This is a genomic window from Anaeromusa sp. (assembly GCF_028691475.1).
In the GTDB taxonomy this organism is placed as follows: domain Bacteria; phylum Bacillota; class Negativicutes; order Anaeromusales; family Anaeromusaceae; genus Anaeromusa.
Genome location: NZ_JAQUZF010000010.1, coordinates 21,371 through 43,533 on the forward strand (window position 1 = coordinate 21,371; position 22,163 = coordinate 43,533).

Below are 22,163 nucleotides of genomic sequence, written 5' to 3' on the forward strand. Positions count from 1 at the left end.
GGGTCCACACCCCGTCGCCGGAGGCGACACCCCTCTCAAGAGGGGATGGGGATCTATCTTGAAGGGAGAGGTTTTTATGTTGGAGCCAGGCTGGGAAAATGCTGCTATATATGCCATCCCTTCTCATGCAGAACGAATCGGCTTGGTAGGACCTTTTTCCATGCAGGCGAGGTTGTTATATGCAGCGATACATCCGTTAGCGGATGTCGCTGTTGTTGAAAGTCTGGAGGCGCTGGAACGAGAGGCTGCGCAAAAGCCGTTCCAGTGTGTTGTCGTATGGAGCCAAGGGAGACATGACCGTGAGAAGCTGCTGGGGCGCATTGTTGCGTCCATATGTCCCGGAGGCGTGGTGTTGCTGCTGGCGGCTAATCCCCGTTACTGGAGGCGTTTGCAAAGCCTGCTTACTCAAGGTGCTTCGGAAGCAGAGGATGTAAGCCCGGAGCGGTGGACTGCTTGGGGTGCGGCGCAAGGCTTGCTGTGCAGCAATGTGCGCCCCTTGGTGGGGAATGAACCGGTGCCGGAGGCTGCGCTGCTTGCCAGGGCGTTGGCGGAGAAAACGCCTCTAGAGTGGCTGGCGGCCCCGGTATATTTGTGGTGCGGCGTAAAGACGCGCAGGCTGCCGCCCCAAATGGTAGTGCAGACGCTGCTGATATCGAGAATTGCTTCGGATACGGTCCGCGTATATGAGCCAGATCGTGCCTTGGCCGCTTTGCCAGGGGTGGATACTATTTCCAGCTTGGATGAGGTGAAACTGTTGCCGCAGGAGGATGCGCGGCAAAAAATTTTTGTATGGCAGCGTTCGCGTCTGACCAAAAAGGAAGGACCAGCTAAGCAAAAAGCTCTTTTACAGCGAGGCTATGTGCCGATAACGGAAATTGACGATGATCCGATGTACTGGCCGGAGCATCCCCAGGAGGAGTTTATTACCTTCCGCAGCTCCTTGGCAGTGCAGACTTCAACAGAGCCCTTGGCGGCTTATTTGCGGCAGTTTAATCCCTTTGTTCGGTTTTTCCCCAATCAGCTAGCGTGGTTGCCGCCATGGAAACGCCGCGTTCCTGCGGGTTCTGTGCGGATCTTTTTCGGCGCTTTTAACCGCGAAGCGGACTGGAAGCCGATTTTACCGGCATTAAATGCGCTATTGACCCAATGGGGCGGCAAGGTTCATATGCAAGTGCTCTATGATGAAGCTTTTTATAAAGCGCTCCAGACTCCATATAAGACATTTGAGCCACTGTGTCCGTACGAACGGTACCATGAAGTGGTGCGACAAGCGGACGTGGCGTTGCTGCCTTTAAATGATACGCGTTTTAACCGGATGAAATCGGATTTGAAGTTTTTGCAGTGCGCAGCCCATGGGGTGGCGGTTTTAGCCAGTCCTACGGTTTATGCCGAGTCTATTTGTGAAGGGGAAACCGGATTTTTGTTTGCGACGCCGGAGGAATTTTCACGCAAACTGGAATGCCTTGTGTTGGATGCGGAGCGGCGGCGGCGCATGGCGGAGCAGGCATATGGCTGGGTGAGGGAGCGGCGTATGCTCTGGCAGCATTATCGTACGCGCTATGCCTGGTATATGGAACTGGCGGGCAGACGGCAAGAGTTGGTAGCGGCGCTGCGGCAGCGTTTGCCGGATATGTTCGAATAGGAGCGGGATAATGAACGAACAGGTATTGTTAAAATATATGCCTCTTGATGCGAAGCTGGTAGTGGAATTGGGCTGCGGAGAAGGGCTTTTGGGGGCCAAATGGTTAAGTATGCAGCCCTTTGGCCAATATATTGGCGTGGAAGCGGAGGCGGCAGCGGCACGCAAGGGCGCAGGCCGTCTGAGCCGGGTTCATGTTTTGAAACCGCATCTGACCACGATGCCGCAGTTGGGCATTCATGGAGCGCTGGTCGATTGTCTTGTGGTCACGGAACGGACAATGAATGCTTTGGCAGGATTGGAAGACTTGGAGCTGTTCCTGAAGAGTCATCTGCCGTATTTAAGCAGCAAGGCGGTCTTGGTACTGCTTTTGCCTAACTCAAGGTTTATAGGGCGTGTTCAAAAATGGCTTGAAGGAGCGGAGAATGCGGAAAAAGTTTTTGCCGCTCCGGCAGTGCAAAAGCTTTTGGAACGCTTGGGTTTTTCGGTGACGGCGGCAGTGCCGCAAGTGCAGCGTTCTGTTCTGCGTGATGCAGGTGCTGTGAAGTTGGCGCAAAGTCTGCTTCCTTTTGCCGAAGCGCAAGGAATCAGTGCGGCAGAATGGGAGCGGGAAGCGTTTGTTGCTGCCTTTGTGCTGCAGGTGTCGAAGACAGCGGTGCAAAAACCGCTGCTGCTGCAGACGATGATGGGGGAAATGCAGGTTTGCGCGCGGGTGCGAGTTATGGAGCCGGATGCATTTTTGAATACAATCCCGGGCGTACGGGCGCTGCACGAGCCGGGGGCGGCGAAGCTGTCTTTAGCTCGCCCGGAGGAAAGCAAAATTCTTATCCGGCAGCGCATTTGGGCGGATTTGCCGGAAGCGGCGCTGCAGCAGCGAAAACTGCTGGCATTGGGGTATTTGACGGTCGCTGAGATTGATGACGATCCGGAACGATGGCTGGCGTTTCATAGCCGCAACGGCTTTTTTGCTTTTCGCGGCAGCCATGCGGTGCAGGTGTCGACGCCTGCGTTAGCGGAGTGCATCAAGCAATGGAATCCCAATGTTGCCGTGTTTCCAAATCAATTGGCGCAGCTGCCTCTCTTGAAAAAGCAGCAGGGGCCGCGCCCGGTGCGCCTGTTTTTCGGCGCCTTAAATCGTGAGGCGGATTGGCAGCCTTATTTACAGGATGTAAACGAAGTGCTGGGGCGGCTGGGATCTGAAGTGGAGGTCGTTGTCATTCATGACCAACAGCTTTATGCATCGCTTGGTGCGGAAAAAAAGGTTTTTCAACCCTTTTGCCCGTATTCCAGGTATGTGGAGCTGCTTCGTTCCTGCGATGTGGCCTGGCTGCCACTGGAGGACAACCGCTTTAACCGCATGAAGTCGGATCTTAAGTTTCTGGAGTGTGCGGGACATCAGGTGGCAGCGTTGGCCAGCCCGACAGTGTACAAGGAAACGGTACAGGACGGTGTAACTGGTTTTCTGTATCGCAGCCGGGAGGAGCTTCGCCAGCGATTGGAACAGCTCTTGCGGGACGGGGACTTGCGGCGGCAGCTTGGCGCTAACGCCTATGCCTGGGTAAAGGAGGAACGGCTGTTGTCTCAGCATTATCGCCGTCGTTATGAATGGTATCAATTTTTGACGGCTCACAAGGAGCGTCTGGATGCCGAATTGCTGCAGCGTGCGCCGGAAATAATTCAATAGCAGAATAACGCAAAACAAGGTGTGGCTGGCTTGTCTTCAAGCGGTGGCCACACCTTTTTCTTTAAGAGATATCGCTGACGGATGTCATGTGTTTTGGTATAATTTACATAGGAAGATGTGCGAAGGGGAGAGTGGCGTGTGGAGGAATGGCAGCAGTTGCTGGAAGAGGGAAAACGGTGGCACCAGGCAGGAAAGGGGCAGCAAGCGGCTGCTTGTTATCAACAGATTTTAGCTAAAAGGCCTCGGCAGGCAGAAGTGCTACAGCTGTTTGGCGTTTTATTGTTTCAAAGCGGGCAAAAACAGGCAGGCCTTGAGCATATGCTGCAAAGCGCGGCTTCTTTTGCCAGAACGGGAAAGCTGGCGGAGGCTGCGGCAGTGTTGGAGCAGATTTTGGCGGTGCATCCTCATTCCATTGAAGCCAAGTTTCATTTGGCTCAAGTGAGGGAACAGGAGGGAAAGCCGGAGGTGGCGCAAACTCTCTTGGTACAGTTGACGGAAGCGCGGCCGGATGTGGCGGAGGCTTGGGCGGAGCTGGCGTTTTTATCGTTTCGCCAACAGGAGCCAGAACAAGCGGAGGCTTATTTGCGGCAATTTTTAAAACTGCGCTCGGAGGATGCCCAGGGGTGGAGCAACTTAGGAATTTCCTTGCAACATCAACAGCGTTTGGCGGAGGCGGAGGCCGTTTATGAGCAGGCAATTTCATTGGCGCCGGATGATGCGCAGGCGCATTTGAACCGTGCCGTATTATGGCTATATCAAGGAAAGTGGCAAAAGGGATTTCAAGAGTATGAGTGGCGTTTGCAGCGTCCTCAAAGAAAAAAAGAGCTTGCCTGGTGTGCGGCTATACCGCAGTGGCAAGGAGAGCTGTTTTCGGGCAAGCGCCTGCTTGTGCATCATGAACAAGGTTTTGGAGATGCGCTGCAATTTTGTCGGTATTTGCCCCAGGTAAAAGCACGCGGCGGCTGGGTGACTTTATTAACGCGCCAGGAGTTGGTATCTTTACTTGAGCGCGTTGCTGGTGTGGATGCTGTGGTGGTGCAGGGCGATGATTTGGATTGCAGCGACTATGATCTATACGTGCCTTTGTTAAGCTTGCCTTTGATTTTTGGTACCACTGTACGGAGTATTCCAGCTAGTATACCTTATCTTTCTGCTTGCGAAGAGCGGAAAAGCTATTGGCGTGAACGAATTGAACAAGAAAGCGCTGCGGGGGCGCTGCGAATCGGCTTGCTTTGGGCTGGCTCCCGGTATGGCTGGAATGATTATCAGCGGTCCTCGGTTTTGGAGGAGTGGCTGGCGTTACGGGAGGTACCTGGCGTTTCTTATTTTTCTCTCCAGATGGGAACTGCGGCAGAGCAGGCTGTCTGTTGTTGTAAGGAATGGCCTATTGTCGATTTAGGCAAGGATATTCAGGACTTTGCGGATACGGCCGCCTTGGTGGAGAATCTGGATTTGATTATTACTGTTGATACGGCTTTGGCCCATGTTGCAGGAGGCCTTGGCAAGGAGGTTTGGATTCTTCTGCCTGTATTAGCAGATTGGCGTTGGCTGGAGTCGGGAGAGACAACGGCCTGGTATCCTCAAGGGCGCTTATTTCGCCAAGAAACATCAGGAGACTGGACTGGTGTTATCCGAAAAGCAGCAAAGGAACTTGTGCAACGTACAACGAAGTAGATGAGTGTGAAATAGAGCTCGCATAAACGAAGGAGGAACGTACTATGAGTCACACCTGGGTTGGTACTGATGATAATGACTCTTTTTCAGTAAACCTTGCGAATGATTCTTGGTTGATTTCCGGCATGGGCGGCAATGACTTGCTGCAAGGCGGGGATGCAGCCGATACGATTGATGGTGGAGTAGGACATGATACCCTTTATGGCTGGGAAGGTAGCGACGCCTTGAATGGAGCTGGCGGCAATGACTGGATTAGCGGTGGAAATGGCGCCGATTGGATATTCGGCGATTATGGCAGAGATACGCTCTATGGCGGCGATGATGAAATGCAAGGAATGGGCAGTGATACTGTGTCCGGTGGTATGGGGGACGATCTGGTTTATGGGTCGCAGGTAAATGATTTTTTGTTTGGTGGGCTTGGTAGTGATAGAGTGTGGGGTGGTGAAGGGCAAGACACATTGTATGGCGCGGAATCCAATTTGGCTGATACTGCTGCTGATACATTGTATGGCGGCGACGGCAATGATCTCTTGCTTGGCAGCAATGGCAATGATCGTCTTTATGGCGGCATTGGGGCGGATACGCTCTTGGGAGGAGGCGGCGATGACTTTCTCTGGGGCGGTGATGGCAGCAGCGATGTGTTCAATGGCGGTGCTGGAAATGATGCATATTTCTTTGGCATATCAAGCGGGGCGGATCGGATCGTTGCGAATGACGCTAATTTAGCAGGTGATTGCTTGGTTTTGGAGAGTATGACGCTAGAGCGTGTTGCAGCATGGACTGAGGGAAACGATTATATACTAGCAGTACCGGATGGGTCCACGATGCGTTTGGAAGGATGGACAGGAGCTACACAGCGCATTACATCAGTGTTAACGCCGGTGGAAGGAAAAGCGTACTTTTGGAATGGGGGACAGGGTGGACAACTGAATCTAGAACAAGATATATACGCGAACCAGGGAATTTGGCAAGCACTGGCGTGGGATTCTGGAAATACTGCTCTTTTGGGCGGTCTCGGGAATGACTTTCTTTTAGGCGGGGTTGGTCAAGATAGCCTTTGGGGAGGTCGCGGCGGTAATGATACCATGGCTGGAGGAAGCGGCAGCGATACGTACTATTTTGGCAACCACTGCGGCAATGATGTTATGCAGGATGGGGGTAATGATTCTACGAGTTTGCTTTCGTTGTATGATCTTCTTCCGCAGGATGTATCATTTTCACAGCAGAATAATGACTTGGTGATGCACACTTCCGGTGGAGGTGCATTAATCCTTCAAAGCTGGTACGCTGAAGGGCGTCAAGAATATCGGATTAAACAAGCGATCTTTGCTGACGGCTCGATTTTGCGCGGATAAGAAAAAGACTGTTTGAATGGCTCGGGCCATTCAAACAGTCTTTTAGCGATTCATGTGCCGCTTAGATTTGTGATAGCGTTAGAGCTACATCAGTTTGCACTGCTAAGGGCTGATTTTTTATGCGTTCGGACAAATTTTGAAAGAAGATATTGGAATGATTCAAGGATTGGTCAATTTCTTGTATGACCGGCAAAAGAATAGACGGCTCAACAGGTTTTTTTAAGATATGAGCATAGCTTATGGAGAGAAATTTAATAAATCCATATAAAGTTACCATGCGCAGGTAGGCTTCCTGCCAGTTTTGAAAAAAGAAAAATTTTCCTAAGACGAAGTTTACGAAATAGTTCTCTAAAATGTGTTCCCAGGAAGCTTGCGTAGTTTTCCAATATGCTTTTTCTGCTGACCAATAGGCTTCTTGAGGAAATTGACGTTGCTCAAGAGATTCTTTTGTTTTGGCGATATATTGTGTAAGGGGAATGGTCAGTGAAATGGGATCCCAGTGGTGCAGTAAATTGGCCAGCATATTGGCAAAAGACGGCGTGCTTTTGGCATATACAAGCAGCAATTGGCGAAATAGAACCGTGGCTTTTTCTTTTCGCGCTGGAGGAACTGGAATATAATGCAATTCTTTAGGAATGGCTTCAAACCAATTGGGACTGGGAGTAATTGATTGCAGTCTGGTAAACAGAGCGCCAAGCTGCAGCAGACGCTGCTCAATAGTAGTGGTGCGGCTTTGCAGAATGGCAAGAAGCAGGGGCTCTACTTGGTAATAGTAAAAAGACCAGGAGGAAGGGGCGGCATTTTCCGGGACATAGCATAAAAATTTTCGGGGACGCATAAAGTGAAAGGTACTTTGAGCGGCTTCTTCTGTGTGGATGGTGATTGGCTCTGGATTTAACAAAACCTGCAAGGCAGCGGGGCAGGAAAAAGTCAGTGCGAATTCAATGCCACGGCTGGAGGCAAAGATGCGCCGCGGGTATACTTTGCAGGTATCGGAGAGGTAGTCTTCGCCTAAGCTTTTTTGGAAAATACAAAGATTTTCCGGCGTCAAAGCAGCGCAGCGACCATTGGAAAATTTCATATAGCTTTTTCCTTGGTCGTCTTTGGTCATTAATTCATGAAAGACATTGTCTTGCTGTTGGCTTTCATAAATGGCGGCTACTTGTTTATATGTAGTTGGATCAATTTCAATGCGCCATTTTTCCAGGCAGCAGGAGCCGCATTGTTGGCAGGAAAAGGAACGCACATGACTAGGAATGCGCAACGTTGAGAGTGATACAGTTTTATTGGACAAAATAATTCCTCCTGTTATGTGGTGGACTTTCTTATTGATAATTATCTTTTGCACTTATGATTTCCTGCTTTTTAGCAGATTAAAGCAAAGAAAGAAGGGAAAGCTATGGCTTTGATACAAGGGTCTTCTCTTGGAGATGTGTTGCAAGGCGGAACCGGCAGTGACACTCTGGTGGGCGGCAGTGGGGCAGATACGTATGTTTTTTCTTATGGTTCCGGTCAAGATGTGATTGTCGGTGAAGGCTTGTGGTCGCAAGACGATGTACTTTGGATGCCTGCTGTCCGTATGGATGCAGTTGGGGCTGCTTACAGTGAATCTGATCTGCAAATTTCTTTAGTAGATGGAAGCTCTTTACGCCTGGCAAATTGGTCTTCGGCCTGGTCCAGAGTTCATCAATTTCAGTTGGAGGATTCTTGGGCTGAAATCGGGGGGGCCGGAGCGGACTGGCTGGATGGAAGAAGTCATAATGAGAAAGTTTGTCTTTGGGGCATGGAAGGCGATGATTCATTAGTAGGCTCTGCCAACGCCGATGTCTTGGATGGCGGAGGTGGAGCGGATATGATTTGGGGCGGCAGTGGCGGCAGCGATACTTTGAGTGGTGGCGCAGGAAATGATACTTTTTTCTTTGGTGGGACTGACGGAGCGGACTGCCTCGCTGACGTGGCGGCGGGAGATGTAGTAAATTTATATGATTTGCAGGCGGCGCAGGTGCAGGCGTCCTTACAGGGAACTGATATACTGCTTACGGCTGGCAGCGGTGCGCAGCTCAGGCTGACCAATGCTTATACGGCGGTGGCGCAAGGCGGTGTGCGTTTTGGTTTTGCCGGCGGTGATGTACGGACGTTAACTAGTAACGGCTGGTCTTCCGGAGCTAGTTCCAATTCCACTTTTTCCATTCAGTTCGATTATCGCTTTGACAGCAGTGGCTTCTTTCGGGACCACCCGGAGCGCCAAGCTATTTTACAACAAGCTGCTTATGAGTGGACACGTCATATAGGCGATGAATTTGCAGATGTGCCGGCAGGAACGACTTTGCATATCTCCAATCCCGTGACAGGGGCGGATGAGACTTTTGCGGCAGATGCGCCCATTGACGATGTTCTGGTTTTTGTGGGTGCTGCTAATATTAGCAATCCGGCTCATGGCGGCCCGGCGGCTTATTATACGGTGGGAAGCTCGTTGGATCAACGCTGGAACAGTACGACGAATTTTGAGCCTTGGGTAGGTTCAATTACATTTGATACAAGTCCTACGTATTCTGATGGAAGCCTTCTGAATTGGTTTTTTGATCCTACGCCGGCAGATGCTTCGGATGTGGCCAGCGCAGGAGCGGGTAAGGAAGATCTTCTTTCCGTAGCGATTCATGAAATAGGCCATGTATTGGGGGTTGTCGGAGGTGGTTCTGTTAATGCTTTTGATCGTTGGCGTTCTGGAAGTTATTTTGTAGGGCCATCTGCTGTAGCTGCCAACGGGGGGCGGTCTGTGCTTCTGATTGACGATACGCATCCAGATGGCTATCGCGGTGGGTTCAGTCAAGAAGTTGCTATGGCTTATGGTGGCTATACTACGGTGGGACATCGAGTCACGCCGTCCAGTATTGATTTGGGGTTGTTAAGTGATATCGGCTATACGATTCGGTAACAAAACAGGTTAATAAAAAAGGAAAAGGGTAACGGAATTGACCGCTACCCTTTTCCTTTTTGTTGTCTTTGAGGTTAGCTTTGAACGATGCTGAATCCATAGGAACCGCTGGTGGTGCCGCTCATGACGGCTGCACCTGCGTAATAGGTTTGTCCTGCGGACAGGTAGGTTCTCATAGAGAAGTTGCCGCTGCCGCCGCTGTTGTCGTCGTAGGTTACGAGCCCAGTGAGCATATTGGGAACGTTGAACAAACCGCCGATCATATCTAGGCTGCCTGTAGAGGCAAAGGTGTAATAACCGCTGCTGGAGGGCGTAAATTGAAACAGATCAATAGTGCCGCCGCTTAGCAGACCAGGAGTGCTTTCGGTGTAGTTGACCCCAGTTTGAATTGCGGTGGCGGAACCCCAATCCGGGCCGCCGCTGACGGGAGTGCCAGCTCCACTGCCGGAACCGGGAGTGATGCTGAAGCTGTAGGCGCCGGTACCGCCGCGATAGGCGCTGGCTCCGAGGTAGTAAGTTTGACCGGCTGTTAAAGTAGACTGGAAGCTGAAGTTCAAACCTTCGCCAGAGTCATCGTCATATGTGACAAGACCTGTAAAGTCTGGACTGGTGAGCAAGCCGCCGATGACGTCGGTGCTGCCAGTGGACTGGAAGGTATAGGTGCCGCTGGTAGGAGCGACAAAGCTGTAGAAGTCAAGGTCCCAAGCACGGTCAATGTTGGCGGCGTAGGTTGTGCCGGTTTGAATGGCATAAGCCGAACCCAAGTCCGGAGCGTCGCTGCCATAGCCAGCATCTGGCAAACCGGTGCTTCCTGTATTATAAGTGGCTGTGCCATTGCGAACTTGGTACACATAGACGCCAGGCACGCTGTAGTTGCCAACGTTGGTGTCCAGAGCTAGCATTGAGGCTTGATCACCGGAGCCGGGCAAGGTTTGCGCAGCAGTGAACGAACCGTTATCCGCAACAGCCCAACCGGCTTGCGCTACTGTGCCGCCAAGGCCGCCGCTGCCACCACTGGCGCTGCCGGTGGTCCAGTTGACGGCTTCATAGCGGAAGACAATGTCGAAGTTTTCTCCAGTACCGATGGAAGCACCGCGGTCAATGAGCTGTACTTGAAATGCATTCAGTTTGTCGCTTCCATAGGAGTAGTAGCCAACATCATCCCAAGTAGCGGTGAAAACACGGTTGGTTGTGTCGAGGTCATAGTACACAAGATTGGAACCAGTGGAGTTGCCGCCTGGTGTGGGAGTAACTACTCCGCTGCGTGTATCTACGTCGGCCCAAAATGGCGCGATAACAGTATTGGTGAAGTTGCTGGGGGGGGTATACGTATACCACCCGCCGCTGAAGCTGATGTTGCCATTGTTGTTTACCCAAAGTTGAGTGATGTTTTGACCGTTAAAGTTTAAACCGCCAGGGAAAATGGAGGTAATATCGATAGCAGAGCTATAGTAATCGTCATTTCTTGTCAGTTGGCCTTCGCCGAAACCGGCGGTGCCGCCGAGACCATTAACCAGGCTGTTGTTTGCAATGATTGAATATGCCATACAAAACCCTCCTTATTTTTTAAAAAAAGGTTATTTTCAAAAGAGAAAAGTAATCTTAGAATAATTTTCTTACCTCATCTCCTTTCTCTATGCACAAAATTTTATTAAACAGACATGAAACGAAACAACAAAATTACAAAAAAGCAAGAATCAAAGATTTTTCTAAGAAACCTTTGTCTTTCCTTTATTTTATAATATATCGTTGTAAAAGTCTATAAAATACCAATTGTTAATTTATAATGCAATTAGTTACATTGTGAGTTAAAATGAAAACCGGCAAAAGGCAGGAAAAGAGTTGCTTATGTCTAATTTACTTCAATATAAGAATGTATTTTGATATTGCTGGAAAGGCGTGTGATTATATGGGCTTGTGGTCAAAAGGAGAAGAAAGTGATAAAATACCGCAAGAACGCTGGGAATATTCCCGCTTTTTGTTTGACTGGCGTCATAATTTTCTTGAATTGACTGATGCTAAGCTTTCATGGGGACAAATGTGGGAGATGTTTGCGAAAATGGGAGAGGATGGCTGGGAGATGATTAGCTGCAGTCCGATTTCCAGTCCCATGTTTGGTCATGGCAGCGGAGATACGAATAAAATGTTGTTTGTATTGAAACGGCGGATGCCAGCAGTGAAAAAGAGCCGGGAGGGATAAACATGCAGTGGGAGTATTGTATTTTGGAGTGGATGCGCTTTAATCCGGAAGTGGCCCAGCGAGTAGATGAAGCAGGTAAAAAAGAAAATGTTTTGGCTCTTTGCGGCGTTCGATTTTGTGAGAACGGAGCTGTGCGGCAGCATGTTCTGGGAACTATTACAACGCCGCAGGCTATGCAGGAGACACAGTTATTTGCTGAGGGAATGGGCCGCTTAGGCGGCTTTGGCTGGGAGTTGGTCCAAATACAGGAAAAAGAGGACGGTTGGGATGTTTCTACTGCTACCAGAGCTTTTTTTAAGCGGCCAGTGCAAGGAGGACGCTCGATTGACGATGCTGTAGGCAATTTAGCAGCTGAATGACTATATAGATGTAAGGAGTCGACTTTTAAATTTATGAAAAGAATTCGAAAGGCAATTATTCCGGCGGCAGGTTTGGGTACGCGATTTTTACCAGCGACGAAAGCGCAACCGAAGGAAATGCTGCCGATTGTGGATAAGCCAGCGATTCAGTTTATTGTGGAAGAAGCTGTTGCTTCGGGGATTGAAGAGATTCTGATTATTACGGGACGAAATAAGCGGTCTATCGAGGATCATTTTGACAGAAATCTGGAATTGGAGTATTCTTTAAAAAGTAGCGGTAAGTATGATTTGCTGAGCTTGGTTCAGGAAATTGCGGAGGTGGATATTCATTATATCCGCCAAAAAGAAGCGCGCGGTCTGGGACACGCGGTATTGTGCGCTAAGCAGTTTGTAGGGGATGAACCTTTTGCGGTCATGTTGGGCGATGATATTGTAGACGCGACGGTTCCCAGTTTAAAGCAACTGATAGAAGTCTATGAGGATTGCGGCGGCTCGGTGCTGGGCGTGCAGGAGGTGCCGCGGCGTCAAGTGTGCCGTTATGGCATAGTCAAACCCCAACCAATCAAGGAGCGCCTTTGGAAAGCCTTAGATTTGGTCGAGAAGCCAAAATTGGAAGAAGCGCCTTCTCGCTTGGCTGTTTTAGGACGGTATGTAATCGAGCCGGAGATTTTTGAGATTCTGGCGGCAACACCGCCGGGAGCGGGCGGTGAGATTCAACTGACCGATGCACTGCGGACGCTGAGTAAGTCGAAGTCAATTTACGCTTACCAGTTTGAAGGACGTCGCTATGATATTGGCGATAAACAGGGATTTTTAGAGGCGACGGTGGAGTTTGCTCTGAAACGACCGGATTTGCGGGAAGGCTTTTTAAAATACTTGCTTCATACTTTAGGGCCGGTTTTGAACGGCGAGGAAGAGGAAGAAAAAAAGGCGGGAAATTAGCGATGAAGGTTTTAGTAACAGGCGGCGCTGGGTATATTGGGTCCCATACGGTACGGGCGCTATTGCAGGCCGGACACGAAGTGGTTGTATATGACAATTTGTCCACCGGGCATCGCCAAGCGATCCCGGGGGACGTTCCTTTTTATGAAGAAGATATTCGTGCTACAGAGAGGTTGACGGAAGTTTTGTTGGCGGAACGCATTGAGGCGGTGCTGCATTTTGCCGCGCTGAGCCTAGTAGGAGCGTCCATGCAGGAGCCGCAGAAATACTATGATAACAATGTAGGCGGGACGCTCTCTTTAGTGACGGCTATGCGTCAGGCACATGTAGATAATCTGGTGTTTTCCTCGACGGCTGCCGTCTATGGCGAGCCGGAGAAGTGGCCGATTTTGGAAACGGCGCCAACTTGCCCGACAAATGTATATGGGCGGACGAAGCTGGTGATTGAGGGTATGCTGGCGGATTTTGCCGCTGCTTACGAGTTGCGGTACGTGTCGCTGCGCTATTTTAATGCCGCCGGCGCGTGGCCGGAAGGAATCATTGGCGAAGACCACGGCACAGAAACGCATCTAGTACCCCTTATTTTAAAGACGGCGTTGGGGCAGCGCAAAGCCATTTCTATTTACGGAACCGATTATGCTACGGCTGATGGAACCTGCATTCGCGACTACATTCATGTCTGTGATTTGGCGCAGGCTCATGTATTGGCCTTAGAGCACCTGGGGCGCGGCGGGGAAAGCCGTATCTATAACTTAGGCTCGGAGCAAGGCTTTTCTGTGCGTCAGGTGATTGAGACGGCGCGACAGGTGACGCAATTAGACTTTGCTGTAGAAGAAGCGCCGCGCCGTAAGGGGGATCCGGCGGTGCTGGTGGCTTCGTCGGCCAGAATTCGCAAGGAATTGGGTTGGCAGCCGCAGCGCAGCGAGCTGGAGACGATTGTTGGTGATGCGTGGCGGTGGCACAAAGCGCATCCACAGGGATACGAGGATTGAACCAGAGAACTTGAGGGAAGAACGAGAATTTGAACAGGAGAACCGGAGTCACGGGAGGGCACGAAGGAGTGGCACGGGGTTCGGATTTTGAGGAGATTGCCGCGTCGCTGTGCTCCTCGCAATGACAGTACTAGGGGCGCTTTTGGGTCATTGCAAGCGTTAACGCGGTAATCTTTCTAAGTTATATGAGGGGCTAACAAGAGGTCTAAAGGCTGTATTTGCAGTTTTTTTTTTGTTTTGGGCAGGAAAGTTCTACCAAAATTCCGAATACATAACATAAGAAATAAAGAAAGGGTGAGGCTTTTGGCAGCAGTACTGACATTGGCATCGGGTTTTTCTTTTGATTATACGCTTTTGTATGGCGAGGGACGGGTGGAGAGTGAAGCCCTAGAGGCGCTGCAGGAACGCTTGCAGGCAGCGCATGAAGCTATGGGAGAGATGCGGCAAAGCGGCGTGGTGCGGGGGCATTTGTCGAAGGAAGGCACGCCGGAGAAGGTCTTGTTTTCGCAGCTGCCCTTTGTAGAAGAGGGGCATTTGAATTCGCCTTCGTCTCTGCAGCAATTAAAGAAGTTTGGACAGCGGGTGAAAGCCGATTTTGACGCAGTGCTCTTTTTTGGCATTGGCGGTTCTTATTTGGGGAATAAGGTGATTTTTGATTTGACCTGCGGCGAGTTTTGGAACCAGAAGCACAAGGAAGCCCGCGGCGGCTGGCCGAAGCTATATTTCAGCGGCAACAATATTGATCCGCGGCGGACGCGGGCGTTGCTGGAGCAGGTAGAGTATGACGCGCAGATGAAAGCGGTGCATGGCGGCGGAGCTTACAAAGTGATGCTCGTGGTCATTTCGAAATCCGGCTCGACGTTGGACACGATGGCTTGCTTTATGGCGGCGTTGGCAGAACTGCGCGGCGCAGCCGGAGTGGAGCTGGAAGTTGTGGCGGTAACCGATCCGGCTCAAGGAGAGCAGGCGACGTTGTTGGGCAAGCTGGCGGCGGCAGAAGGCTGGGAGCGGTTCTCCGTGCCGGACGGCGTGGGCGGCCGGTTCAGTATTTTTTCCGAAGTGGGCTTGGTGACGGCGGCGTGCTGCGGCTTTGATATTGACGCCTTTTTGGCAGGGGCGAGGGCGATGGATGAAGCCTGCCGGGGTGAGGATGTCTGGAGCAATCCGGCGATGCTCAATGCGGCATTGAAGTACCTGGCTGCCCAGAAGTATGGGCGGACGAGCGAGGTTTTTATGCCGTACAGCGACGATATGAAATCGGTGGCGGAGTGGTATGTGCAGCTTTTGGCGGAGTCCCTGGGCAAGCGGCAGAACCGCGAGGGTGAGACGGTCTATTACGGGCGTACGCCGATTGTGGCGGTGGGCACAACGGATATGCATGCCCAAACGCAGCAGCATCAAGACGGTCCCAAGGACAAGGTGCTCCAATTCGTGCGGGTCGGGAATTGGGCGGAGGATCGGGTGATTCCGGATGTGTTCCCGCAGATTCCGAAACTGGCGGCCATGGCTGGCGTGACGATGGGCCAGGCGCTGGAAGCGGCGCGCCAAGCCAATGCCGAGGCCCTGACGGCAGACGGGCGTTTTAGCGCGGTCTTTTCGCTGCCAGAGCTGAATGCGTACCATATTGGGGAGCTGCTGTACTTATTGGCTCTGTCTGTAGCCTACGAGGGCGAACTGGCGAATGTCGATGCTTTCGACCAGCCGGGCGTGGAGGGCTATAAACGACTGCTGGGGCCTAAGCTCCAGAAACTAAAAGCGAAGTAGGATTGAACAAGGAGACGAAAATCGGAGTAACAGAGGGAAACAGAGAAAAAGAAAATTAAAGATAACGTATTTTAAAAATTAGACGAGGAGCCGATGCCTTCAGGAGGATACTGGCAGACTGAGATGTTTTTTTCGCAGACAAGAAGAAAAGGTCACAGGAATAGCACAGCTATTTCAAGGCTTTTTCGACGCCGTATGTGGAAAAAAGAGCCAGCCTGACGGTGTTCGCCTGAAGTAGCGGTTTCTCAGAGGAAAGAAGTGGTTAATTTGGAATGGCTGCAGATGGATGTACGGGAGCTTTGGGAGAAGTTGACGGAGGTACAGAGGCGGCTGGTAGTAGGGATTGGGATTGCGGTGCTTGGCTTATTCGGGTATTGGCTGGAAAGCCGGCCGGATGGGGCTGTGGTGACGGAAACGCCGGTGGCGATGAAACCGGCTGCGCCTGTTGCGACGCCGGAAGCAAAGTCGGGTTTGCAGCAAGCGGTGCCCCAGGGCGGGGCGACGGTGAGTGCGCGAGATCCCTTTGCGCCGCCAGCGGAATACCGAAGCCTAGCAGGGGCTGCCAAGAAGACGCCAACGGCAGCGGCGGTTCCCCAGACGGTTTCCATGGCTAAAGCATCAGCATCGGCTGCACCGGTGCCTGCGTCCGCGCAGGTATCGCTGCAGCCGATGCTGACAGGAATCGCTCGCTCGGGCGGGCAAACGATGGCTTTGGTGCGTTATGAAGGACGCACGCGGGCCTATGGTCTGGGCGAAGGGCCAGGAGCGTATCGAGTTGTGCAAATTGATGAGCGCAGCGCTTTGCTGGAAGGGCCGGAGGGGCAGCGTTCGCTGTCGATGGGACATTGAGGCGGGCGTATTGGGGTGGAGCGATGCTGACGTTGTGTCTGCTTATAGGCTGGCCGCAGTCGGTGCAGGCTGATATGGAAACGCTGGTAGACCTGCAAGTGGAGGAAGAAGAGGTTGTACCTGTTTTGCAGACGCTGGCCCGTTTAGGCGCTTTGAACCTGGTACTCGATCCAGCGGTGAAGGGGCGGGTTAGCGCGCAGCTGCAACAGGTGCCGCTGAAAACGGCTCTGGACGTAGTCGCTCATTTGCAGGGCTTGGAGTATCAGCAGGTTGGCAATGTTTTGGTGGTGGGTACGGCGGCTTGCTTTCATCAGGGCTTTGCCCAAGCTTATTGCATCAAGCTGCAGTACGCCAAAGCTTCGGAAGTGGCGATTTTGCTGAATGAAGTCCGTAAAGATAAAGAACCTTCTGCGGCGGCTGCCGTAAAAAATAGCAAGAAAGAAAAAACTAAAAATGCTCTTCCAGAAGATGGCGAAACGTCAGCAAAACAGGCAGGACGTTTTTTTGCAGATGATATGACCAATTCATTGTTTTTTCGGGGATCTGCCGCGGAATGGCGGCAAGCGGAAGAGATTGTTTCACTTTTGGACGCGCCAGGCAAGCAAGTGGCCTTGGAAGCGCAGGTGGTAGCGATCAATAAAAGAAATCTGCGGGATATAGGAATCGAGTGGGAATGGCAGAAGACGCCGACGTATCCGGAAAAAAGTGAAACCACAAGTTATTCTTCGCAAAATAACACCACGACACAGCAAGATAAAACAACGGAAAAGCGGGATTTTTTATGGGGAACGGTGCGGTATGGCAAAAGTCCAAGCGGCGCGCCTTATGAATTTTATTATCAGGCGAAGATTAATGCCTTAGTCAGCCAAGGGCAGGCGGAAATTTTGGCTTGCCCTAAAATTACGACGCTAAACGGGAAAACCGCCTATATCAATATCGGTGACAGTGTGCCGATTCCTCGGGAATCGACGGAGCAAAACGGGCGGACGACTGTAACATATGATTATCGGGACGTGGGGATTATTTTGCGTTATACCCCTCAGGTGCAGGTGGACGGGCAGATTACGGCAGCCGTGCATACAGAGGTGAGTACGCCGCAATTGGAGACGCAGCTGACGCCACCGGCGTATCGCTTCAGCAAGCGCGAGGCGGACACGCAAGTGCGCCTTCATGACGGGCAAACGATGGTGATTGGAGGCTTGATTGGTCGTTCAGAAACGAAAGCCGTCAGCCGTCTGCCTTTTTTGGCGGAACTGCCGGTGTTGGGTGTGCTGTTTCGGAATCAGTATCATGAAAAAGAAGATACGGAAGTGGTTATCTTTTTGACAGCCCGGGTGGTTTTGGGTTAAAATGCCTAATAGCACGGAGCGTTAGTTTGTTTGTAACCTTTTATTGGAGAATTCTTTTATTCTTGATGCAGCAAGTAAGCGAATCAACTATAATAAATATGACATGCTTTTACATAGTTATGAATACATAGCGATAGGGAGCAAGGTGGAGGAGTATATGACCATTCGAGTTGTAATTGCGGATGACCATGCGTTGTTGCGACAGGGAATTCGCAATGTGCTGGAACTGGAACCGGAACTGACAGTGCTGGGAGAAGCGGCGGACGGCGAAGAGGCGGTTCGCAAGGTAGAGGAGCTGAATCCCGATGTGCTGCTGTTGGATGTGAATATGCCCAAAGGGAACGGTCTTGAAGTGACGCGGCGTCTAAAAGAGGCCGGTTCGCCTGTGAAAATTGTAGTTTTGACAATTCATGATGATCAAAACTATGTGGTGGAATTGGTAAAGGCAGGCGCAGCGGGTTATCTTTTAAAAGATGTGGAACCTTCCATGTTGATTCAGGCTCTGAAGGTAGTTGCTGCAGGGGAAACTTTTATTTACCCGACTCTTGCGGGCAAACTGCTGGGCGAAATCAATCGCCAGGAAGAGCGCCTTTTGGAGACGACGCGTATTTATGAGCGCCGCAAGGAAGAGCGTCTGACGTACCGGGAATTGGATGTGCTGGAGCTCATTTGTCAGGGCATGAGCAACCAGGAAGTGGCGCAGAAGCTGTTTCTAAGTGAGAAAACGGTAAAAAATCATTTGACGAATATTTTCCGCAAGCTCCATGTCTCGGACCGGACGCAAGCGGTGTTGTATGCCATTAAGAATAAAATGGTGAAGATATAAGGAAGAGAATGGAATACGGGAAGGACCGGAACTCTGTGTAAAACGTCTCCCCCAGCTTCCTTGACACTGTTATGCATATGCATTTATAATTATTCTATCAATTTTATACGTAGGGCTGGCCCCAAAAGGGGAACGCAAAGACTCAAAGGAGCGCGGCGACGTCTGTTGGCGCTCGGAATGAAGAGGTCTTTGCGTTTTTGCGGTTGCAGCCTGATGGGAAAAAAGGAAGGATAGTATGAATTTTGATTTTGACTTGGTGACGCGTTCCTTTCCGTTGTTGCTGCTGGGCGCGGGGGTTACCATCCAGATTACGGCGTTGAGCGTGGGTTTTGGCCTGGTCATCGGCGTTTTTATGGGCATGGCGCGGCTGTCTAAAATGTGGGTGATCCGTTCTTTTGCGGCGGTGTATGTAGATTTTATCCGTGGCACGCCGCTGTTAGTGCAAATCTTTTTGATTTATTTTGCCTTGCCCATTATTATCGGACAGCGGATTGATCCATTTGTGGCGGCGATTACCGCGTGCAGCGTCAATAGCGGAGCCTATGTGGCGGAGATCTTTCGGGGCGGTATTCAGTCCATTGATAAAGGGCAGATGGAAGCAGGGCGTTCGTTGGGAATGACCTGGTGGCAAACCATGCGCTTCATTGTTTTGCCGCAGGCGTTCAAGAGGGTTATTCCCCCGTTGGGTAATGAGTTTATCGCGATGCTGAAGGATTCGTCCTTGGTTTCAGTGATCGGCTTTGAAGAGCTGACACGCCGGGGGCAGTTGATTATTGCCAGAACCTATGGTTCCTTTGAGATTTGGCTGACGGTAGCCTTTATTTATTTGGTGATGACTTTGAGCATTTCCCGTTTAGTGGCCTATTTGGAGCGGAGGTACAAGATCGATGATAAGCATTAAGGGGCTCCACAAATATTTTGGCAAGCTGCATGTCTTGAAAGGAATTGACGTAGAAGTAGCCGAAGGCGAAGTGGTGGTCGTTATTGGACCGTCCGGCTGCGGCAAGAGTACGATGCTGCGCTGCATCAACTATCTGGAAGAGCCGACAGAGGGCGAAGTGATTGTAGACGGCATGACGCTGTCTAAGAAATCGAATATTAATGCAGTCCGAGCGGAAGTGGGCATGGTGTTTCAGCGCTTTAACCTCTTTCCCAACATGAATGTGCTGGAGAATGTCATGCTGGGCCCTATGCAAGTGCGCAAGCTGCCCAAGGGAGAAGCGGAGACTATGGCTCGCGCGCTTTTGGACAAGGTTGGCTTGCAGGAGAAGGCGGAGGTCTATCCGGAGCAATTGTCCGGCGGACAGCAGCAGCGGGTGGCTATTGCGAGGGCTTTGGCTATGCGGCCGAAGGTAATGCTTTTTGACGAGCCGACTTCGGCGCTGGATCCGGAAATGGTCAAGGAAGTGCTGGAAGTTATGAAGACCTTGGCGCGGGAAGGCATGACCATGGTCGTGGTTACTCACGAGATGGGTTTTGCTCGAGAAGTAGGCAATCGAGTACTCTTTATGGATGAAGGGAAGATTGTGGAAGAAGGTTCGCCAGAGGCCATTTTCTTGGACGCCCAGGAAGAAAGGACTAAAATGTTCCTCTCGAAAATCTTGTAGGAATTTTTCTGATACGCAAAGCGTAACAATTTCGTGACTTTTGGCCTAGCAATTTGACAATGCCTGTAATGGGATGGTATACTTTTACAAGATTGACCCACTCCAGTGGATATATGTTAGGAGGCTACAGGCATGACAGGTAAAGTAAAATGGTTTAGCGCAGAAAAAGGTTATGGATTTATTGAAAAAGAAGATGGCGGCGATGTATTCGTGCATTTTTCCGCAATCCAAGGAGACGGTTTCAAATCTCTGACTGAGGGCGAAGAAGTTTCGTTTGACGTTGTAGAGGGTGCTCGCGGACCGCAGGCATCGAATGTTTTCCGTCAATAAGATACGCGTGTAAAACAAAGGCAGGCCGAAAGGCTTGCCTTTTGTTTTGTGGGAGAACGATTTTTAACAGGAGTAGAGTGAGTAGAGTGAGGGCTACGAGAAAATTATGAGCCGATGGTTTAATGAACGCTCTGCGGCAAAGTGAGAGATTCTTTCGGCAGGCGAGGAAGAAAACGCAGGAATAGCGGGGCTATGCCGAGGCTTTCTGACGACGTATGGCGGAAAAAGGTCCACTTTTGCGTGAGCCGGTCATAAATCATCAGCTCATCAAGAAAATTCCGAAAACGATAAAAAGGATTTTGCGGAAAAAAGGCGAATACATTATAACAAGAACCCGGAAAGGAGTTGTGGTTATTATGGCAATAGCGATTCGTGGAAAAAACATTGATGTTACTCCTGCACTGCGCGATTATGTGGAGAAGCGCATTGGCAAAATCACTAAGTACTTTGAAATGCTTGGTGAAATCTCCGTGGTGCTGACGGTGGAGAAAGGGCGCCATATCGTGGAGGTTACGGTTCCTGCCAACGGCATTATTTTGCGGGGCGAGGAAGCTACCAGCGATATGTACACCTCTATCGATTTGGTTATTGAAAAGCTGGAAAAACAGATTGAAAAGTATAAAACCAAATTGGAGCGCCGTCTGCGCGGCAAGGGCTTCAAAGCGGAACTGGTAACGCCGGTGGCGGCGCCCGCATCTGTTGATGAGGACGAGTTCCCGCTAGTGAAAACCAAGCGTTTTGCGGTGAAGCCGATGGATGTGCAGGAAGCCATCATGCAAATGAACCTGGTGCATCATGACTTCTATGTGTTCATCAATTCGGACTCGGAAGACGTGAACGTAGTGTATCGTCGTAAAGACGGCGCTTACGGCCTGATTGAGCCCAACTATTAAGTTGGAGAACGAACACAGAGTAACTGAGTAACAGAGGATTCCAGAGAAGGAATTGGCAAGCCCCGGCGGAAGCCGGGGCTTGTTTTCAATTTAAAAAACATAACGGGAGAGAGAACGTCACACGGAGGAACAGAGTAACAGAGGGAAAAACCAGAGAGAAAATATGAAAACATACGAAGAGATTGCGTCGCTTCGCTCGCAATGACAAAAGGTAGTTATAGCGGCAATGACTTTTTTGGTAGAATGGAGCTAACTTATCGCGTCGTTGCGAGGAGCGCAGCGATGCGGCAATCTCCCGTGAAATTATTTCCATTGCCCTTCTCTGGCTTTTCTCTGTTCCTCAGTTACTCTGTGTGAATCGTGTTCTACGGGTTTTGCTCTATGTGTTCATTTTGACTTCTCAGGCGCCTTCTGCTAGAATTGATAGATGGAATATAACGCCTTCGCGGCGATGTTTTGAGGAGTGATATAGCTTGTTCGGTTTCATTAAGAAACTCTTCGGAGATCCGAATGCAAAGACCATCCAACGGATGCAGCAGACGGTGGAACAGATTAACGCCTTAGAGAAGGATTTGCAGAATTTCAGCGATGCTTCTTTGGCGGCCAAGACGGAAGAATTCAAGCGACGCCTAGGAGATGGCGAGACGCTGGACGACTTATTGCCGGAAGCGTTCGCTGTAGCTAGGGAAGCTTCGCGGCGCGTGCTGGGCATGCGCCATTTTGACGTGCAGCTGATGGGCGGCATGGTACTGCATGAAGGCAATA

19 protein-coding genes and 1 pseudogene are annotated in these 22,163 nt (G+C 50.8%); 18 read left to right on the forward strand and 2 right to left on the reverse strand.

What is annotated here, in order from left to right:
* Positions 1-76: 76 nt before the first annotated feature.
* The 4 genes from PHF27_RS02910 (at position 77) to PHF27_RS02925 (ending at position 6,352) form a co-directional block, all read left to right on the forward strand.
* Positions 77-1,642 (forward strand): glycosyltransferase, encoded by a 1,566-nt coding sequence (locus tag PHF27_RS02910; protein WP_300065782.1) that lies wholly within the window; start codon positions 77-79, stop codon positions 1,640-1,642.
* A 10-nt stretch (positions 1,643-1,652) separates the two neighbouring features.
* On the forward strand, positions 1,653-3,323 hold the full coding sequence (locus PHF27_RS02915; RefSeq protein WP_300065783.1) for a glycosyltransferase: 1,671 nt from the start codon (positions 1,653-1,655) through the stop codon (positions 3,321-3,323).
* Positions 3,324-3,461: 138 nt separating this feature from the next.
* A complete protein-coding gene (locus PHF27_RS02920) occupies positions 3,462-4,997 on the forward strand; it encodes a tetratricopeptide repeat protein (protein WP_300065785.1) in 1,536 nt (511 codons plus the stop codon).
* 44 nt (positions 4,998-5,041) lie between these two features.
* Positions 5,042-6,352, forward strand: coding sequence for a calcium-binding protein (locus tag PHF27_RS02925; protein ID WP_300065786.1), 1,311 nt, complete (start codon positions 5,042-5,044; stop codon positions 6,350-6,352).
* A gap of 61 nt (positions 6,353-6,413) precedes the next feature.
* On the opposite strand, the gene fliB is transcribed toward PHF27_RS02925, so the two are convergent.
* Positions 6,414-7,646, reverse strand: coding sequence for a flagellin lysine-N-methylase (gene fliB / locus PHF27_RS02930; RefSeq protein ID WP_300065788.1), 1,233 nt, complete (start codon positions 7,644-7,646; stop codon positions 6,414-6,416).
* A gap of 105 nt (positions 7,647-7,751) precedes the next feature.
* On the opposite strand from fliB, the gene PHF27_RS02935 reads away from it, so the two are divergent.
* Positions 7,752-9,287 carry a calcium-binding protein gene (locus PHF27_RS02935; protein WP_300065790.1) on the forward strand — a complete coding sequence of 512 codons (1,536 nt, stop codon included), beginning with the start codon at positions 7,752-7,754 and terminating at the stop codon, positions 9,285-9,287.
* A 74-nt stretch (positions 9,288-9,361) separates the two neighbouring features.
* Here the strand turns inward: PHF27_RS02935 and PHF27_RS02940 are convergent, their stop codons facing one another.
* Positions 9,362-10,834, reverse strand: a complete 1,473-nt coding sequence (locus tag PHF27_RS02940; RefSeq protein WP_300065792.1) for a nidogen-like domain-containing protein — start codon at positions 10,832-10,834, stop codon at positions 9,362-9,364.
* 266 nt (positions 10,835-11,100) lie between these two features.
* Here PHF27_RS02940 and PHF27_RS02945 point away from each other — a divergent pair, with 266 nt between their 5' ends.
* The 13 genes and pseudogenes from PHF27_RS02945 to secA all read left to right on the forward strand — a co-directional run.
* Complete coding sequence (locus tag PHF27_RS02945; RefSeq protein WP_300065794.1) at positions 11,101-11,487, forward strand: hypothetical protein; 387 nt, start codon at positions 11,101-11,103, stop codon at positions 11,485-11,487.
* A 2-nt stretch (positions 11,488-11,489) separates the two neighbouring features.
* On the forward strand, positions 11,490-11,846 hold the full coding sequence (locus PHF27_RS02950) for a hypothetical protein (protein WP_300065796.1): 357 nt from the start codon (positions 11,490-11,492) through the stop codon (positions 11,844-11,846).
* Positions 11,847-11,879: 33 nt separating this feature from the next.
* Positions 11,880-12,788: a UTP--glucose-1-phosphate uridylyltransferase GalU gene (galU, locus tag PHF27_RS02955; protein ID WP_300065798.1), complete on the forward strand. Its 909-nt coding sequence runs from the start codon at positions 11,880-11,882 to the stop codon at positions 12,786-12,788.
* Positions 12,789-12,790: 2 nt separating this feature from the next.
* Positions 12,791-13,780 carry a UDP-glucose 4-epimerase GalE gene (galE, locus tag PHF27_RS02960; protein WP_300065800.1) on the forward strand — a complete coding sequence of 330 codons (990 nt, stop codon included), beginning with the start codon at positions 12,791-12,793 and terminating at the stop codon, positions 13,778-13,780.
* 303 nt (positions 13,781-14,083) lie between these two features.
* Positions 14,084-15,544, forward strand: a complete 1,461-nt coding sequence (locus PHF27_RS02965; RefSeq protein WP_300065802.1) for a glucose-6-phosphate isomerase — start codon at positions 14,084-14,086, stop codon at positions 15,542-15,544.
* Between the two features lie 258 nt (positions 15,545-15,802).
* Positions 15,803-16,393, forward strand: coding sequence for a hypothetical protein (locus tag PHF27_RS02970; protein ID WP_300065803.1), 591 nt, complete (start codon positions 15,803-15,805; stop codon positions 16,391-16,393).
* A gap of 23 nt (positions 16,394-16,416) precedes the next feature.
* A complete protein-coding gene (locus PHF27_RS02975) occupies positions 16,417-17,742 on the forward strand; it encodes a secretin N-terminal domain-containing protein (protein ID WP_300065805.1) in 1,326 nt (441 codons plus the stop codon).
* Positions 17,743-17,899: 157 nt separating this feature from the next.
* Positions 17,900-18,568, forward strand: coding sequence for a response regulator transcription factor (locus tag PHF27_RS02980; protein ID WP_300065807.1), 669 nt, complete (start codon positions 17,900-17,902; stop codon positions 18,566-18,568).
* A gap of 235 nt (positions 18,569-18,803) precedes the next feature.
* Entirely contained in the window at positions 18,804-19,469 is a 666-nt protein-coding gene (locus PHF27_RS02985) for an amino acid ABC transporter permease (RefSeq protein WP_300065809.1), read from the forward strand.
* Entirely contained in the window at positions 19,456-20,175 is a 720-nt protein-coding gene (locus tag PHF27_RS02990) for an amino acid ABC transporter ATP-binding protein (RefSeq protein WP_300065811.1), read from the forward strand. The genes PHF27_RS02985 and PHF27_RS02990 overlap by 14 nt, the downstream gene beginning before the upstream one ends.
* Before the next feature lie 132 nt (positions 20,176-20,307).
* On the forward strand, positions 20,308-20,505 hold the full coding sequence (locus PHF27_RS02995; RefSeq protein WP_300065813.1) for a cold shock domain-containing protein: 198 nt from the start codon (positions 20,308-20,310) through the stop codon (positions 20,503-20,505).
* A gap of 356 nt (positions 20,506-20,861) precedes the next feature.
* Complete coding sequence (gene raiA, locus PHF27_RS03000; protein ID WP_300065815.1) at positions 20,862-21,398, forward strand: ribosome-associated translation inhibitor RaiA; 537 nt, start codon at positions 20,862-20,864, stop codon at positions 21,396-21,398.
* A gap of 473 nt (positions 21,399-21,871) precedes the next feature.
* Positions 21,872-22,163 (forward strand): annotated as a pseudogene (gene secA / locus PHF27_RS03005) (preprotein translocase subunit SecA); the annotation flags it as partial.

What these genes read in the sequence shown, in the direction of transcription:
- PHF27_RS02910 (WP_300065782.1), top strand. Translation starts at nt 77, where the DNA reads ATGTTGGAGCCAGGCTGGGAAAATGCTGCTATATATGCCATCCCTTCT.
- PHF27_RS02915 (WP_300065783.1), top strand. Translation starts at nt 1,653, where the DNA reads ATGAACGAACAGGTATTGTTAAAATATATGCCTCTTGATGCGAAGCTG.
- PHF27_RS02925 (WP_300065786.1), top strand. Translation starts at nt 5,042, where the DNA reads ATGAGTCACACCTGGGTTGGTACTGATGATAATGACTCTTTTTCAGTA.
- PHF27_RS02935 (WP_300065790.1), top strand. Translation starts at nt 7,752, where the DNA reads ATGGCTTTGATACAAGGGTCTTCTCTTGGAGATGTGTTGCAAGGCGGA.
- PHF27_RS02940 (WP_300065792.1), bottom strand. Translation starts at nt 10,834, where the DNA reads ATGGCATATTCAATCATTGCAAACAACAGCCTGGTTAATGGTCTCGGC.
- PHF27_RS02945 (WP_300065794.1), top strand. Translation starts at nt 11,101, where the DNA reads ATGAAAACCGGCAAAAGGCAGGAAAAGAGTTGCTTATGTCTAATTTAC.
- PHF27_RS02950 (WP_300065796.1), top strand. Translation starts at nt 11,490, where the DNA reads ATGCAGTGGGAGTATTGTATTTTGGAGTGGATGCGCTTTAATCCGGAA.
- galU (WP_300065798.1), top strand. Translation starts at nt 11,880, where the DNA reads ATGAAAAGAATTCGAAAGGCAATTATTCCGGCGGCAGGTTTGGGTACG.
- galE (WP_300065800.1), top strand. Translation starts at nt 12,791, where the DNA reads ATGAAGGTTTTAGTAACAGGCGGCGCTGGGTATATTGGGTCCCATACG.
- PHF27_RS02975 (WP_300065805.1), top strand. Translation starts at nt 16,417, where the DNA reads ATGCTGACGTTGTGTCTGCTTATAGGCTGGCCGCAGTCGGTGCAGGCT.
- PHF27_RS02980 (WP_300065807.1), top strand. Translation starts at nt 17,900, where the DNA reads ATGACCATTCGAGTTGTAATTGCGGATGACCATGCGTTGTTGCGACAG.
- PHF27_RS02985 (WP_300065809.1), top strand. Translation starts at nt 18,804, where the DNA reads ATGAATTTTGATTTTGACTTGGTGACGCGTTCCTTTCCGTTGTTGCTG.
- PHF27_RS02990 (WP_300065811.1), top strand. Translation starts at nt 19,456, where the DNA reads ATGATAAGCATTAAGGGGCTCCACAAATATTTTGGCAAGCTGCATGTC.
- PHF27_RS02995 (WP_300065813.1), top strand. Translation starts at nt 20,308, where the DNA reads ATGACAGGTAAAGTAAAATGGTTTAGCGCAGAAAAAGGTTATGGATTT.
- raiA (WP_300065815.1), top strand. Translation starts at nt 20,862, where the DNA reads ATGGCAATAGCGATTCGTGGAAAAAACATTGATGTTACTCCTGCACTG.